We start from the raw sequence: 15,987 nt of genomic DNA, 5'->3' as shown, positions 1-15,987 counted from the left end.
CGTGGTCCATTTTCCGGGAGGATATATTTTCATGACGCGCGAAGCCGTAATCGTTTCCTATGCCCGCACGGGCCTGGCCAAGTCGGGTCGCGGGGGCTTCAACATGACCCCGACGATGACCATGGGCGCCCACGCCGTGAAGCACGCCGTGGCCAAGTCGGGTCTCGACGCCTCGGCCATCGAAGACTGCATCATCGGCAACGTGGCGCACGGCGCCGGCAACCTGGGCCGCCAGGTGGCCCTGCTGGCCGGCATGCCCATCACCACCTCGGGCGTGACCGTCAACCGCTTCTGCTCCTCCGGACTGAACACCATCGCGACGGCCGCCAACTACGTGCGCAACGACGGCGCCGACGCGGTTGTGGCCGGTGGCGTGGAGAGCCTCTCCTTCCCCGGCGGCGGCGGTTCGCGTGAGAACAACGACCCGGCCCTGTTCCAACAGTATCCCGGCGTCTTCATGCCGATGATCGACACCGCCGACATCGTGGCCGAGCGCTACAAGGTCAGCCGCGAAGCCCAGGACGAGTACAGCCTGGAATCGCAGCGCCGCATGGCCGCGGCCCAGCAAGCCAATAAGTTCAAGGACGAGATCGTCCCGCTGAAGACCAAGATGAAGGTCGTCAACAAGGAGACCAAGGAAGAGTCGATCGTCGACTTCGTGGTCGACAAGGACGAGTGCAACCGTCCCGACACCACCCTGGAAGGCCTGGCCAAGCTGAAGCCGGTCCGTGAAGGCGACAACAAGTTCATCACCGCCGGCAACGCCAGCCAGCTGTCGGACGGCGCCGCCGCCGTGGTGATCATGGATAGCAAGGCCGCCGAAAAGGCCGGCCTGTCGCCCATGGGCGCCTTCAAGGGCTGGGCCGTCGCCGGCTGCGAGCCTGACGAAATGGGCATCGGCCCGGTCTTCGCGATCCCGCGCCTGCTGGAACGCCACGGCCTGAAGATCGACGACATCGACCTTTGGGAACTGAACGAGGCCTTCGCCTCTCAGTGCCTCTATTCCCGCGACAAGCTCGGCATTGATCCCGAGAAGTACAACGTCAACGGCGGCTCCATCGCCATCGGCCACCCCTATGGCATGACCGGCGCCCGTCTGGCCGGCCACGTCCTGCAGGAAGGCAAGCGCCGGAACGCCAAGTGGGCCGTCGTGTCCATGTGCATCGGCGGCGGTATGGGCGCCGCCGGCCTGTTCGAAGTCTACTGACTTCGAATCAAACGATAAGATCGGCCCTCCCCTCACCGGGAGGGCCTTTTCTTTGGGCGAATCCGGAGCTTGAGCGTTAAGCTCACTCACCCTAGCCGCGTTGACACTTGGTGGGGCGCTGCTTAAGTCTCGCGCGCCCTGAAAAGAGCGGAATTTCCGGGCAGGCGAAGGGTCCCCAAGCGGCCCCGCCGCCGCCCCGCATCATCCGGACGTCCCCCTCGCATGCTCTTCCAACGGTTCTTCGGCTCTTCCAACGACCGCAAGGTCAAGGCCATGACGGCCCGCGTCGCGAAGATCAACGCGCTCGAACCCCAGATCCAGGCCCTGTCCGACGAGGCGCTGCGCGCCAAGACGACCGAGTTCAAGGAACGCCTGGCCAAGGGCGAAACCCTGGACCAACTCCTGGAGGAAGCCTTCGCCGTGGTGCGCGAGGCCGCGCGCCGGGTGCTGGGCCAACGCCACTTCGACGTCCAGCTGGTGGGGGGCATGGTCCTGCACCAGGGCGGCATCGCCGAGATGCGCACGGGTGAAGGCAAGACCCTCGTCGCCACCGCGCCGGTCTATTTGAACGCGCTGGCCGGCAAGGGCGTCCACGTCATCACCGTCAACGACTACCTCGCCCAACTGCACGGCGACTGGATGGGTCAGGTCTATTCCTTCCTGGGTCTGACCAGCGGCAACATCGTGCACGGCCTGTCCCAGGGCCAGCGCCAGGCGGCTTACAACGCCGACATCACCTACGGCACCAACAACGAATTCGGCTTCGACTACCTGCGCGACAACCTGGTCTATGACGCGGGCGAGATGGTGCAGCGTGGCCACCACTTCGTGATCGTCGACGAGGTGGACTCCATCCTGATCGACGAGGCGCGCACGCCTCTGATCATTTCGGGTCCCACCGACGACCGTAGCGAGCTCTACAAGACCATCGACCTGCTGGTGAAGGATCTGATCACCGACCCCACCACCTTCGACCACGACGAGAAGCAGAAGCAGGTCATCCTGACCGAATGGGGCGCGGAGAAGATCGAGGACATCCTGATGTCCGGTGGTCACCTGGCTGAGGATTCGGCCGGCCTCTATGACGCGGCCAACGTCTCCATCGTCCACCACGTGAACCAGGCCCTGCGGGCCAACGTCCTCTACACCCGCGAGAAGGACTACATCGTCCGCTCGGGCGAGGTGATCCTGATCGACGAGTTCACCGGCCGCATGATGCAGGGCCGCCGCCTGTCCGAGGGCCTGCACCAGGCCATCGAGGCCAAGGAAGGCGCCCACGTCCAGCCCGAGAACCAGACCCTGGCCTCGGTCACCATCCAGAACTACTTCCGCCTCTATTCGAAGCTGTCGGGCATGACCGGCACGGCCACCACCGAGGCCCAGGAATTCGGCGACATCTACAAGATGGACGTCATGGAGATCCCGACGAACCGCCCGGTGGCGCGGATCGACGACGACGACGAGGTCTACCGCACCGAGGCCGAGAAGAACCTGGCCATCCTCAAGCAGATCGAAGACTGCCACCTGCGCGGCCAGCCGATCCTGGTGGGCACCGTCTCCATCGAGAAGTCGGAGACCCTGTCGGAGCTGCTGAAAGAGCACAAGTTCACCGACGCCAAGGGCAAGACCGTCAAGGGTGTGCCGCACAACGTGCTGAACGCCCGCTACCACGAACAGGAAGCCCTGATCGTGGCCGACGCCGGCATCCCCGGCGCGGTGACCATTGCCACCAACATGGCCGGCCGCGGCACCGACATCCAGCTGGGCGGCAACGTCGACATGCGGGTGCTGAAGTGGCGTGACGAGCAGCTGGGTCTGGGCATCGAGGTCACGCCCGAGATGGCCATCAAGCGCAAGGCCGAGATCGAGACCGAGATCGCCGACCTGAAGGTCCAGGCCCTGGCCGCCGGCGGCCTGTTCGTGCTGGGCACCGAGCGCCACGAGAGCCGCCGGATCGACAATCAGCTGCGCGGCCGTACCGGCCGTCAGGGTGACCCCGGCCACTCGAAGTTCTTCCTGTCCTGCGAGGACGACCTGCTGCGCATCTTCGCCGGTGAGCGTCTCGACGGGATCATGCGCACCTTCGGCGTTCAGGAAGGCGAGGCCATCACCCACAAGTGGCTGAACGGCGCCATCGCCACGGCCCAGAAGCGCGTCGAGCAGCGCAACTACGAAATCCGCAAGAACCTGCTGAAATACGACGACGTCGTGAACGACCAGCGCAAGGCGGTGTTCGAGCAGCGCGCCGAGTTCATGGACGCCACAGACCTGTCCGACGTCATCACCGAGATGCGCCAGGACACCATCGAGGACCTGGTCACCCGCCACCTGCCGCCCAAGGCCTATGCTGAGCAGTGGGACGTCGAGGGCCTGCATGAGCACGTGGTGGCCATGCTGGGCATGGACCTGCCGATCGCCCAGTGGGCCGGCGAAGAAGGTATCGCCAACGAAGAAATCCAGGACCGAATCCAGAAGGCCTCCGATGCGCGGGCCATCGAGCGCGAGGCCGCCGTCGGCCCCGAGCAGATGCGCAATATCGAGAAGAGCTTCCTGCTGCAGATGGTCGATCTGCAGTGGCGCGAGCACCTGATGCACCTGGACCACCTGCGCAACGTCATCGGCCTGCGCGGCTACGCCCAGCGCGATCCGCTGAACGAGTACAAGACCGAGGCCTTCTCCCTGTTCGAGAAGCTACTGGTGGACCTGCGCCAGAACGTGACCCGCTGGCTGATGACGGTGGAGTTCAGCTACGCCGAGCCGGAAGAGCCCGCGCCTCTGAGCAACTACACCGAGGTCCACATGGACCCCCTGACCGGCGAGAACGCCGTGCAGATGGGCGCCCTGCCTGACGGGCTGTCGGTGGAGCAGCGCCAAGCCCTGCCGCTGTCAGCTCTGCCGGACGGCTGGCAGCAGACCGGCCGCAACTCGGCCTGCCCCTGCGGCTCGGGCAAGAAGTTCAAGCACTGCCACGGGACGCTGATCTAGGTGAGCGACTACCTGCTCGAAGTCCAAGGCGTCTGCCCGGTCTGTGAGCAGGCGGTGACCTTCACCGCCAAGGACGAATGGTTGCGCGACCACTTCCTGTGCGGCGCCTGCGGCAGCCAGCCGCGCGAGCGGGCGCTGATGAAGATCCTGGCCGACCTGCGCCCTGACTGGCGCGGCCTGGATATCCATGAGAGCTCGCCCGGCACCGCGGCCAGCCGCCGGATCGCCGCCGAGGCGCCGGGCTACCGCTCAAGCCACTATGGCCCCGACGTGCCGCTCGGGACCGCCCACCCGCAATGGGGCTGGCGCTGCGAGGACCTTGAGAACCAGACCTTCGCCGACGCCAGCTTCGACATCGTGGTGACCCAGGATGTGTTCGAGCACCTGTTCGCACCCAACCGCGCCATCGCCGAGGTGGCCAGAACGCTTAAGCCCGGCGGCTTCCACATCTGCACGGTGCCCATCGTCAACAAGGCCCGCGCTTCCGTGCGCCGCGCCCGGCGCAACCGCCTGGGCCAGGTCGAGCACCTGATGGAGCCGATGTACCACGCCAACCCCATCGACCCGCAGGGGTCGCTGGTGACCGTGGACTGGGGCTACGACATCGCCGACTACCTGGACGCCGCCAGCGGGCTGTCCACCACCATCTGGACCATCGACGACATGAGCCGCGGCATCCGGGCGGAGTACATCGAGGTGCTGGTCTCCCGCAAAGGTCCCAAGTCGGAGGTCAGCCCCGACGGCCTGGCGCCGCCCTGGAAGGGCATTCGCGAGACGATCCGCCGTCTGCTGACCTAGGCCTGCAGACGTGCGCGCCCGAGCGCCGCGAGGCGCTGGAGGCGACCGCCGGGGAATAGGGGAAAGAATATCGCCGGCTTCGACCGCGAGGCGCTTAACAGCCGCGCCTCGCTGGTCCCGGCAGGGGTTAGGGTCTAGCTGAAGGCGTGACCTGACCAGGTCGTCATCGCCATGCTGATCGTCACGCCCAGCGTGAGCAGCGGCCACAGGATTTTCACGGTCGTCTCCAAGGGTGGAATGCGTCGCCGGGGGAGCGGCGACAGCCCGTATATGGGGCGAGCTTGGCCATTGCGGGAGGGGTCAATGTCGCAGACCCGCTCTGCAGGACTGCATGGGGTCAGGCAGGCGTTTCAGTCAGGGTGACGTAGAGCTCGCTCTCGATCACCCACTGGCCGGTGACCTTCTTCCAGGCCGCCAAGTAGGTCCCCGTCAGGGTCGGCGATCCGCGCCAGGTGGCGACCCAGGTCCCGGTCTCGGCGGCGCGCGCCTCGTCCTGGTCGGGGCGGACGCTCTCGGTGGTTCGCAGGTAGGTGACGAAGCTCGGATCGCGGAACTGGCTGTCGAAGGCGCCTAGCACCGACTCGACCCCCACCATCAGGCTGCCGTCCCCGGCGATCAGGTTGATGTCAGGGGCGAGGAAGGGCCGCAGGCGCGCGGCCTCGTGGGACGCGATCAGCTTGTTGGTCAGCTTGCGCCGGGCGCGGATGGCGGTCTCGGCCGGCGTCACGGTTCGACGACCACCGTGCCCACCTTGGAGCCCGCCTCCACCAGCTCGTGGGCCCCGGCGCAGTCGGCCAGCGGGAAACGGCCGGCGACGGAGAGGATCCGCTCCCCGGTCCCGATCCAGCGGGTGATGTCCTGTTGCGCCCGCTTGCGGGCCTCGGGCGGCGTGATCGGCAGGTAGACGCCGTGGACGCCCAGGTTCAGGCCCATCAGGGCGCCGGCCGGGAGCACCGGCTCGCGGGCCCCCTTGGTGGCGTAGAAGGCCACCGAGCCGTTGACCCGGACCACCTGCAGTGTGGTGGCGATATTGCCGCCGAAGTCGACGTCGACCACGTGGTGTACGCCCTCGCCGTTCGTCAGCTCGCGGACCCGCTTGGCGACCTTCTCCTGGCGGTAGTCGATGACGTGGTCGGCGCCGCCGGCCTGGGCGCGGTCGGCCTTCTCGTCGGAGCTGACCGTGGCGATCACCGTGGCCCCCGCCCACTTGGCCAGCTGTACGGCGTAGTGGCCCACGGCGCCCGCCCCGCCGGTCACCAGCACCGTGCGACCCTGGACGGGTCCCGCCACGAACAGGCTGCGGTGGGCGGTCATGCAGGGGATGCCCAGGGTTGCGCCCTGCGCGAAGGAGACGCTGTCGGGCAGTTCCATCAAGAGGTCGGTGTCGAGCTCGATATATTCCGCGGCGGACCCGAAGGCGCGGCCGTTGCGCTGGCCGTTGTAGAACCAGACCCGCTTGCCCACCCAGGTGGCCGCGACGCCCGGGCCGACCGCCTCGACGATCCCGGCGCCATCGCTGTTGGGGGTGATGCGGGGATAGGCCATGGCCGCCGGGCCGGCGCGCATGCCGGCGTCCGAGGGGTTCACGCCGGACGCCTTCACCCGGATCAGGGCCTGGCCGTGGCCGGGCTCCGGGGTCGGGCGGTCGCCATGTTGCAGCACCTCGCGGGCGGGGCCGGTGGCGTCGTACCAGATGGCTTTCATGCGGGGACCTTTCGGAACGGCCAGTTGATCACGCCGCCGGCGAACAGGGCCCACCAGACGAACACCGGCTGAAAGGCCAGCCTGGGCCCGTGATACCACCAGCTGGACGGCAGGCTGCTGACCGTCACGTGGCCAAAGGCGTGATGCAGGTTGGCCGGATAGACGCAGACCGCATAGAGCGCCAGCATGACGCCGGAGATCCACCTCAGGCGCGGGATCAGCAGGCCGGCGCTGCCCAGGATCTCGCAGACCCCGGTGAACAGCACCACCTCCAGCGGATACGGGACCCAGGGCGGCATGATGGCCAGGAAGCCGTGGGCGCCGCGCAGGTGGACGATCCCGAAGGCGATGTAGATCGCCGCCAGCAGCCAGCGCAGGGCGGCGCGCAGGCGGGGACGCGGCAGGGACGGATCAGGGATCGCGAAGGTCATGGCGAGACCATCGCGGCGAGCCGGCCGAGGGGCAAGCCCTCGGCCGCTCTAAGTCAGTCGGCCACCCAGTTGCCGTGGAAGCCGAAGGGCACGCGGCGGGGCATGTGGGCCATGCCGATAGGACCCTTGGCGACGTCGAGGGCGTCGAAGACCACGAAGTCGCTGCGGTCCTCGGCGGCACGGTAGACCACCGCCGTCAGCCAGCCGTCGCCCTCCGGCGCATCGGCCGAGCGCGGGGTGAACACCGGTTCCGAGGTCATGTCGCCGCCGGTGAAGGCGTGGACCTGGCGCTTGCCGGTGGCGAGGTCCAGGTGGGCGATGGCGTTCAGCTTCACCGACTTCGCATTGGTGGTGTCGCCGGCATAGAAGCCGTGGCGATAGGCGCCGCCCGCCAGCCGCTCGTCGAAGCGCGGGAACTCGCAGTCGAGATCGTCGATCGCCTCTTCCTTGATGGCGTCGCTGTTGGCGCCCAGATCGAAGGTCCAGCGGGTCAGGCGCGCGGCGGTGCGCAGGCCCGGCGATCCGTCGGCCATGGGGAACAGCGGGGCGGCGTCATAGCGGGCCACCTCGGCGACGATCTTGCCGTCCACCTCATGGGCGTTCATCGGGTGGAAGACGTAGCAGGCCGGCACGTTGAACCAGCGGATGGTGGAGACATCGGCGTCGCGGCGCATGACGCCCACATGGCCGCCCTTTTCGGGCTCCCAGGCATAGGCCGGCAGGCCCTTCATGGCGCGTTCGAGGCTGCCGGTCAGCGGGAGGACCGGGAACAGCACGTAGTTCTCCGTCACCAGGAAGTCGTGGATCATCGCCGAATAGGGCGCCTGGAAATCCGAGCGGCGGGTAACCACGCCCTTGGCGTCGGTGACCCCGTAGCTCATGCCCGCCGACAGCGGCATGTCGCCGACGCCGTAACCGAACCAGACCATCTCGCCGGTCTTGGGATCGATCTTCGGGTGGGCGGTGACCTTACCCTTGTACTGCTCGGCGTAGCCCTTGGGAGCCATGGTCCCGGCGGCGACCTCGAAGGGCATGTGGCCCTCTTCCAAGGCCAGCAGGCGCCCGGCGTGCCAGAGGATATTGGTGTTGGCCACGCCGCCGTCCTTGCCGGCGGTCAGCGGGTCGCTCAGCATCGGGTTGAAGCCCGCGAACAGCGAGCGGCCGTGCTCGTGCTCCAGCTCCCATTTCGGCGTGCGGACATAGCGGTTGCGGTAGCTCACCTTGCCGTCCGCCACGCGGAAGCCGTGCAGCATGCCGTCACCGGTGAACCAGTGATAGTTCGGGTCGATGGGCTGGAACTGCGGGTTGGGCCCGGTGCGGTAGAGGGTGCCGCGCAGGCCCGCCGGGATCTCCCCGGTGACCGGCAGATCGAAGTCGTCCTCCGACCGCACGGGGGCGAAGTTGCCCGACAGGTAGGGATTGATGCGAACCTCGCCGTCCATGACGTGTCTCCCTTGATTGACCGGTTCAAGCCGGCCGGATGATGTGGCCGTCCTGGGGCCGCACGCGACCTTCCAGGACCATGTGATAGGCGTCGGTCAGGCCCTGCTGACCCTGGTGCTGGATCAGGTTCAGCCAGGGGCTGTCGGCGACGAAGGCGCGCAGGCCCTTGTCGAAGCGGGTCTCGACCTCGCCCGGTCCCCAGTCGCCCATGCGCTTGCGGATCTGGTCGGGGGCGAAGAACAGGGTCGGCGTCGGGCCGGGAATGGCGCGGTCCTCGCGTCCGGCCTCCCAGTGGGTGGCGCCGACAATGATGCTGCGGGTCAGGGCCTCGCCCAGGGCCACATGGATCTTGGCGGTGGTGGCGCGGTCGCCGGCGAAATCGACGAAGGCGGTGGGGCCCTTGGTCTTCAGCGAGGCGACCTCGTCGTAGGTCAGGACCTTGTCGTACAGGTCGAGGCCTTCGATCGACTTGGCATTGGCGGGCGAGGTCAGGCCGATGACTTCGCGGCCGCGGGCCTTGGCGAACCAGGCCAGACCCAGGGCGGTCTTGCTGGAGGCGCTGGAGAGCACAAGCGAGGTTAGAGCCGCGTCCTCGCCCAGGAAGTCGTCCAGCAGGAAACTGGTCATCAGCAGGGGCCGCAGCAGGGCCCGATGGTCGTCCAGGGGGTCGGCGGGCGCCTGCGCATAGGCGTTGTAGGTGGGGGGCAGTTCGGCGCGGTGCGGCGCGCGATCAACAAAGCCGGTGCGGCCCTTTTCCAGCTGCATGACGAAACTGGTGGACATCGGCAGGTAGCCGAACAGGCGCAGGCCGACGGGGGCATCGGCCGCCTTCGACTCCGTCACCGTGGCGAAACCCCAGACCGGAATGCGGCCCAGGCCTTCCGGGGCCGGGAAGAATTTCCAGTAGCCGAAGGCGTCGCCCATCAGGCCGTAGGTGACGTTGTTGGCGGTGAAGGAGAAGCGCTCGACCGAGAGGCGGACTTCGCCATCGGCCAGGGGCGGCGCCTCGGAGGGGACAATCTGCGCCTTGCGCAGGTCCTTGCGGTCCACCAGCAGGTCCCAGGCCGCCATCGTTTCCATCCCTTTTGTTTCTTACGTTGTAAATTTATTGCGTAAGAGGTAACGCCTTGCAAGCAGTTTGTTTGCTAGAGTTCCCGGTATGCCCCGCGTCCTGTCTGAAACCGATGTCGCCGACTTCCGCGAACGCCTGTGCGAGGCGGCCGAGAAGCTGTTCGCCGAGCGCGGCCCTGAGGCGGTGACCATGCGCCAGCTGGCCTCCGAGCTCGGGGTCAGCCCCATGACCCCCTACCGCTACTTCGCCGACAAGGAGGACATCCTGGCGGCGGTGCGCACCAACGGCTTCAACCGCTTCGCCCAGGCCCTGGAAGACGCTTACGCCAGCGCCCAGGGCGCGCGGGCCAAGGGGGCGGCGGTGGGCGAGGCCTATCTGAACTTCGCCTTCGAACACCCGCAGACCTACAAGCTGATGTTCGACCTGGATCAGCCCCACGCCGAAAACTATCCCGACCTGGTGACTGCGGGGCGCCGCGCCCATCAGACTCAGACTCAGTACGTGAAGACCCTGGTGGCCGAGGGCGTGCTGCAGGGCGACCCCGAAGAAATCGGCAAGATGTTCTGGGCCGCCGCCCACGGGGCGGTGGGCCTGGAACTGGCCGGCAAGCTGCCGCCCGGCGCGGCCCGCGACCTGCACCGCCACCTGAACGGCGCCCTGGCGCGGGGCCTGCGTCCTTAGAAGTGATCGTCATCCCCGGGCTTGTCCCGGGGACCCATGATCACCGCCGGTCCGCAGGTCGCGCGGCCGGCGCCACGCCCGTTTGCTGAACCTCGGAGATCATGGGTGGCCGGGACAAGCCCGGCCATGACGATCAGAAGGGTTGAGCTTGACCGCCCCTGCGTCAGCGGTCGACCCTCCCGCCAACAACCGGGGAAACGCACGTGGCCGAGATCCAACCCTTTGAAGTCGCCTGGAGCGAAACCGACGTCCAGGCCGTGCTGGACCAGGTGCGGGCCTATCCCTGGCCGCCGATCCCGGATGTCCCGGACGGCTGGGCCTATGGCTGTGACGCGGGCTATCTGAAGAGCCTCTGCGAGCACTGGACCGAGCGCTACGACTGGCGCTCGGCCATGGCCGATCTCAACCGCTTCCCGCAATTCACGGCGCGGGTCGAGGACTACGACCTGCACTTCCTGCATGTGGTGGGCGAGGCGGGCGGCAAGCGGCCCCTGCTGCTGACCCACGGCTGGCCGGGTTCGCACTACGAGTTCTGGGGCGCCATCGAGAAGCTGGCCTTTCCCTCGCGGTTCGGCGGCGATCCGAAGGACGCTTTCGACCTGGTGATCCCGTCTCTGCCCGGCTTCGGCTTCTCGTCCAAGCCCACCAAGCCCATCGGCCAGCGGACCACGGCGCGGCTGTTCAACACCCTGATGACGCAGGTTCTCGACTATCCCAGCTACATTGCCCAGGGCGGCGACTGGGGGGCGATGGTGACCTCCTGGCTCGGCCACGACCACGGCCAGACGGTGCGCGCCATCCACCTGAACATGATGGCCTTCCGGCCCTTCGGCGGACCGCAGACCCCCGACGAGATCGCCTGGCTCACCCGCCAGGGCGCGATGATGGATGTCATGGGCGCCTATTTCCGCCTGCAGGCCTCCAAGCCCCAGTCCCTGGCCTGGATGGGCGCGGGCAATCCGGTAGGCCAGGCCGCCTGGATCGCCGAGCGCTTCCATGACTGGTCGGACCTCCGGGAGAAGCCACTCGACCAGGTCCACCCCAAGGACCGGATGCTCACCAACATCATGATCTATGTGATGACCGGCAGCTTCGCGACCGGGGCCTGGTACTATCGTGGCCTGCTGGAGGAAGGCGGGATCGCCTTCAAGGAGGGCGAGCGCTGCGAGACCCCCACCAGCTTCGCCAACTTCCCCGGCGAGCCGCTCTACACCGCCCCGCCCCGCAGCTGGGCCGACCGCGCCTACAACATCACTCGCTGGACCGAGATGCCCCGCGGCGGGCACTTCGCGGCCATGGAGGAGCCCGACCTCTTCGTCGCTGACGTGCGGGACTGGGGAAAGGGCGTCTAGCTCTTCCCAACTCCGGGGGATCGGTTCTATTCGGCGGATGGCCCGATACGACTTCGCATCCGACAACACCGCCCCCGCCACGCCCGAGGCGATGAACGCCCTGGTGGCCGCCAATAGCGGGGTCACCTCCGGGTACGGCTCAGATCATATCACCAAGGCAGGCGCCGACGCGGTGCGCGCCCTGCTGGACGCCGACGCCACGGTGCGGTTCGTGGCCTCGGGCACGGCGGCAAACGCCATCTCGCTGGCGACCCTGTGCCTGCCCTTCGAGGGCGTGCTCTGTCACGAGCACTCCCACGTCGCCACCGACGAGACCGGGGCCCCGGCTTTCTTTGGCCACGGTTTGGGGATGATCCCCCTGCCCGGCGCCTCCGGTCGCATCGATCCGGCGAGCCTCTTGGCGCCCCTGGCGGCGCCTGACCAGCCGCACTGGCAGGCCCCCGCCGTCCTGTCGGTCACCAACGCCACCGAGTACGGCACGGTCTATTCGGTCGAGGCCCTGAAGGCCCTGATCGATCCGGTGAAGGCCAAAGGTTATCGCGTCCACTTCGACGGCGCGCGCCTGGCCAACGCCGCGGCGGCCGGCTTCGACCTGACGGCCATCAAGGACCTGGGCGTCGACATTCTGGTGGTGGGCGGCACCAAGTCCGGGATGACGCCTTCGGAGGCGGTGGTGATCTTCGATCCCGCCCTGGCCCGCCGCCTGGACGCCCGGCTGAAGCAGTCAGGGCAGCTCCCCTCCAAGGGCCGGTTCTACGCGGCGCCGTTCATCGGCATGCTGGCGGACGGCGCCTTCGTCCGCCACGCCGCCCACGCCAACGCCATGGCTCGGCGCCTGGCGGCCCTCATGCCCTTCCCCCTGGCCCACCCGGTGGAGGCCAACGCCGTCTTCGTGACCATGGATGAGCCCACCCTGAAGCGACTCCATGACGCCGGTTGGTTCGTCTACCGGTTCATCGACGGCTCGGTGCGGTTCATGTGCTCGTGGGCCACCACGCCCGAGGCCGTGGACGAGCTGGGCCACGCGCTGACCAGCCTGGCCTGATGTAACATAAGGTAACGCGCGTCCTAACTATTAGATTCTTTTGCCCATTTTCGATGTCCGAGCTGTGGCATTTCCGACACTCATTGTAACATTTGACATGATTTTGTCGTAATTTGGGCCCCGCGGCGGGCGGACCGTTGTCGAGCCTTCGCCCTAATGGCAACCCTTCGCCATCAACCGCATCGCTGGATGGATGAAGGCGGCTCCCATGGAGGAGACGCCCGAGACCGCGCCGGTGGTCGGGCAGCACGCCGCACGCCATCCGGGCCGCGGCCGAAACGAGAGTCTTCATGAACAGCATGCTCCGCACCGCCCTGTTGGGCACCGTGGCCGCCGCCAGCCTGGCCGCGCCGCACTTCGCCTTCGCCCAGACCGCCGGCCAAGCGGTCGACGTCGAGGAAGTGGTGGTCACCGGATCGCGCATCCGCCGCGACACCTTCAACGCCCCGGTGCCGCTGTCGGTGATAAGCGGCGAACAGATTCGCCAGTCGGGGAACGTTTCCCTCGCCGAGACCCTGCTCGACATTCCGACCATCAACGCCGCCACCAATGCTCAGAATTCTGCCGGCACCCTCTTCCTGGCCGGCCAAGCCCGCGCCGATATCCGGGGCCTGGGCCCCAGCCGAACGCTCGTGCTGATGGACGGCCGCCGCATCGTCTTCTCCGATGCCTCCTCACCTGCCGTCGACCTGAATCTGATCCCCTCGCTGATGGTCGACCGGATCGAAACCGTCGCCGGCGGCGCCTCGGCGGTCTACGGCTCGGAAGCCATCGCCGGCGTCGTCAATATTCTGATGAAGAAGTCCTTTGACGGTGTCGAACTCGACGCCCAGGCCGGGATCTCCCAGGAAAGCGACGGACAAGAATTCCGCCTTGCCGGCCTCTATGGCGGCAAGTTCATGGACGATCGCCTGAACATCCTGATCGGCGGCGAATTCTCGCGTCAGGAACCGATCATGCAGGTCGACCGCGACTGGGCTTTCCCGGGTATCCGCCGCAACACCCTGGCCACCCCCCAGACGATCATCCCGCAGAGCAAGTCCAACACCTCGCCCTACGCCACCTTCCAGCTCATCGGCGGCGCCCTGGGCACGGCGCGCTCGGTGACCCTGGACGTGCGCAACCCGACCCAGGTGACCCGAACCTCAGCGGCCTGCTCGACCGCCACCGTCCAGCCGACCTGCCAGGACGACGCCCTGTTCTATTCGCAGATCTACAATTCGCTGCAGGCGAAGTCCTCGCGCGGGATCGTCCGGTCCTATGTCGACTATCAGCTGACGGACAACATCAAGGCCTTCGCCGACCTCAGCTACGCCGCCGTCGACGGCTACACCCTCTCGCAACCGCCGTTCTCGAGCGCCGTCGGCGGCGGCACCATGCCCGTGACCCTCAAGGGCGATAACGCCTATCTCAACGGCGCCGGCGCGACGGCCGCAGCCCTGCGCGCCGAATGGCTCGCCGCCGGCAAGACCCTCACCCAGGGCTCCACGGCCCAGGTCGGCAAGTTCTGGCGGGAGTTCGGCGGTCGCGACGTGAAGTCCGAGCGCACCACCCTGCGTCTGGTGGGGGGCATGGAGGGCAAGTTCGCCGCCTTCGATCGCGACTTCAACTGGGATTGGTACGCCCAGTATGGCAAGACCACGGGCAAGACGACCTCGTACGCCCAGCCCATTCTCGCCCGGGTCCAGGGCGCCACGGACGCGGTCCTGGTCGGAGGTGCGATCGTCTGCCGCGACGTGACCCTGCGCGCCGCCGGCTGCGTGCCGTGGGATCTGATCAACGGCGCCTCGCAAGAGGCGATCAACTATGCCGCGGCTCAGTCGGTCACCGATCAAGAAGTCAAGCAGACCGTGGTGGCGGCCAACATCACCACCAACCTGTTCGAACTGCCGGCCGGCCCCCTGGGCTTCGCCATGGGCGGCGAATACCGCAAGGAAGAGAGCCGCTTCGTCCAGGACGCCCTGGGCGCGAGCGGCGCTCTGTTCATCAACCCCATCGGCACCCGCGCTGGCGAGTATGACACCCGTGAAGGGTATGCGGAGCTTCGCGTTCCGATCCTGAAGGACGTGTTCCTGGCCAAGGAACTGACCGTCGAAGTCGCCGGCCGCGTCGCCGACTATTCCACCATCGGCAAGACCGACCAGTACCGCGTCGCCGCCGAATGGGCGCCGATCCAGGACATCCGCTTCCGCGCCTCGCAAGGCACGGCGGTCCGGGCGCCGAACATCGTCGAACTGTTCTCGCCGCAGAGCCGCAACTTCACCTCTACGGCCATCGACCCCTGCGACAAGGACTCCTACGCCGTCGCCACGGCCGCCCAGAAGTCGGCCCGGAACGTGACCTGCGCCGCGGCGATCTCGGGCTACAACCCGGCGACCTTTGTGTCGAACTTCGGCACCGGCCGCTCGTCCCTGCCGTTGCTGCAGGGCGGCAACCCGAAGCTGGGCCCGGAAACCGCGAACACCTACCAAGTGGGCGTGGTGGTCGAGCCCCGCTTCATCCCCAACCTTTCGATGTCCTTGGACTTCTTCAAGTACAATATCGAGAATCAGGTCGGGTCGGTTCCGTTGGCCACCCTGCTAGGCGCGCTCTGCTACGACTCGACGGCCCCTTATGTCGGCAACAACTTCTGCGCCCAGATCCGTCGTGACCCGACCGGGACTGGCGGCGGCGGCGTGCCCGGTGGCGTCATCGAGGTCACCTCGGTCAATGAGAACGTCGCCAAGGTGAAGGTCGAAGGCTATGACGCCTCGGTGCAGTACGCGTTCCACACTGCAGACCTCCTGGACAAGGACTACGGCAGCTTCTCCTTCCGTGTCGACGCGACCTGGATGTACCGCTGGGCCCTGCAAGGCCTGCCGGGCCAAGCCTATACCCAACTCGCCAACACCATCACCAACGCCACCCCGGAGTGGAAGGCGCAGGGGACGGTGCAGTGGACCTATCAAGACCTCGGTGTCACCTGGACCACTCACTATATCGGGTCCATGGCCTCGACGACCTCGTTCACCCCGACGGCTCTGTCGCCGTACTACACCGGCGACTACTACAGCCATGATCTGCGGGCCCGCTACGCGTTCAACGACAAGATCGACCTGCGCGCCGGTGTTCTGAACATCACGAACGAGGCCCCGCCCTACCTGCCGGAGACCTTCACCGGCACAGGTGTCGGTTCGTCGACCTTCGACAACCGTGGCCGCTACTACTTCGTGGGGGCGACCTTCCGCTACTAGGTCTGAAAGCCGCGGGCTTCGCCCGCGAGACATGAA

At 67.2% G+C, this 15,987-nt stretch carries 12 protein-coding genes; 7 read left to right on the top strand and 5 right to left on the bottom strand.

The window, feature by feature from the left end:
- Positions 1–31: 31 nt before the first annotated feature.
- From JKL49_RS05550 to JKL49_RS05540, 3 genes are all read left to right on the top strand, one after another.
- Complete coding sequence (locus JKL49_RS05550; protein ID WP_215338833.1) at positions 32–1,207, top strand: acetyl-CoA C-acyltransferase; 1,176 nt, start codon at positions 32–34, stop codon at positions 1,205–1,207.
- A 222-nt stretch (positions 1,208–1,429) separates the two neighbouring features.
- Positions 1,430–4,192: a preprotein translocase subunit SecA gene (gene secA, locus JKL49_RS05545; RefSeq protein WP_215338831.1), complete on the top strand. Its 2,763-nt coding sequence runs from the start codon at positions 1,430–1,432 to the stop codon at positions 4,190–4,192.
- Complete coding sequence (locus JKL49_RS05540) at positions 4,193–4,990, top strand: class I SAM-dependent methyltransferase (RefSeq protein WP_215338829.1); 798 nt, start codon at positions 4,193–4,195, stop codon at positions 4,988–4,990.
- A 337-nt stretch (positions 4,991–5,327) separates the two neighbouring features.
- On the opposite strand, the gene JKL49_RS05535 is transcribed toward JKL49_RS05540, so the two are convergent.
- Genes JKL49_RS05535 through JKL49_RS05515 form a run of 5 tightly spaced genes read right to left on the bottom strand, consistent with a single transcriptional unit; the run spans position 5,328 to position 9,648 of the window.
- Positions 5,328–5,717 (bottom strand): nuclear transport factor 2 family protein, encoded by a 390-nt coding sequence (locus JKL49_RS05535; protein WP_215338827.1) that lies wholly within the window; start codon positions 5,715–5,717, stop codon positions 5,328–5,330.
- The gene (locus JKL49_RS05530; RefSeq protein WP_215338826.1) at positions 5,714–6,694 is read right to left on the bottom strand and encodes an NADPH:quinone reductase; all 981 of its coding nucleotides are present in this window, start codon (positions 6,692–6,694) and stop codon (positions 5,714–5,716) included. Before JKL49_RS05530 ends, JKL49_RS05535 begins: the two co-directional genes overlap by 4 nt.
- Entirely contained in the window at positions 6,691–7,125 is a 435-nt protein-coding gene (locus tag JKL49_RS05525) for a DoxX family protein (RefSeq protein ID WP_215338824.1), read from the bottom strand. The genes JKL49_RS05530 and JKL49_RS05525 overlap by 4 nt, the downstream gene beginning before the upstream one ends.
- 53 nt (positions 7,126–7,178) lie before the next feature.
- Entirely contained in the window at positions 7,179–8,567 is a 1,389-nt protein-coding gene (locus JKL49_RS05520; protein WP_215338822.1) for a carotenoid oxygenase family protein, read from the bottom strand.
- A 25-nt stretch (positions 8,568–8,592) separates the two neighbouring features.
- Positions 8,593–9,648, bottom strand: coding sequence for a DUF2855 family protein (locus tag JKL49_RS05515; RefSeq protein WP_249778032.1), 1,056 nt, complete (start codon positions 9,646–9,648; stop codon positions 8,593–8,595).
- A 79-nt stretch (positions 9,649–9,727) separates the two neighbouring features.
- Here JKL49_RS05515 and JKL49_RS05510 point away from each other — a divergent pair, with 79 nt between their 5' ends.
- From JKL49_RS05510 to JKL49_RS05495, 4 genes are all read left to right on the top strand, one after another.
- Complete coding sequence (locus JKL49_RS05510; protein ID WP_215338821.1) at positions 9,728–10,321, top strand: TetR/AcrR family transcriptional regulator; 594 nt, start codon at positions 9,728–9,730, stop codon at positions 10,319–10,321.
- Between the two features lie 203 nt (positions 10,322–10,524).
- Positions 10,525–11,673, top strand: a complete 1,149-nt coding sequence (locus JKL49_RS05505; RefSeq protein WP_347340357.1) for an epoxide hydrolase family protein — start codon at positions 10,525–10,527, stop codon at positions 11,671–11,673.
- A 37-nt stretch (positions 11,674–11,710) separates the two neighbouring features.
- Positions 11,711–12,718, top strand: a complete 1,008-nt coding sequence (locus JKL49_RS05500; RefSeq protein ID WP_215338820.1) for a threonine aldolase family protein — start codon at positions 11,711–11,713, stop codon at positions 12,716–12,718.
- A 290-nt stretch (positions 12,719–13,008) separates the two neighbouring features.
- The gene (locus tag JKL49_RS05495; RefSeq protein WP_215338819.1) at positions 13,009–15,951 is read left to right on the top strand and encodes a TonB-dependent receptor plug domain-containing protein; all 2,943 of its coding nucleotides are present in this window, start codon (positions 13,009–13,011) and stop codon (positions 15,949–15,951) included.
- The last annotated feature ends 36 nt before the right edge of the window (positions 15,952–15,987 follow it).

It is taken from the genome of Phenylobacterium glaciei (assembly GCF_016772415.1).
Taxonomy (GTDB): Bacteria; Pseudomonadota; Alphaproteobacteria; order Caulobacterales; family Caulobacteraceae; genus Phenylobacterium; species Phenylobacterium glaciei.
Note: the sequence above shows the minus strand (reverse complement) of the source record. Positions and strands in the feature narration are given on the sequence as shown.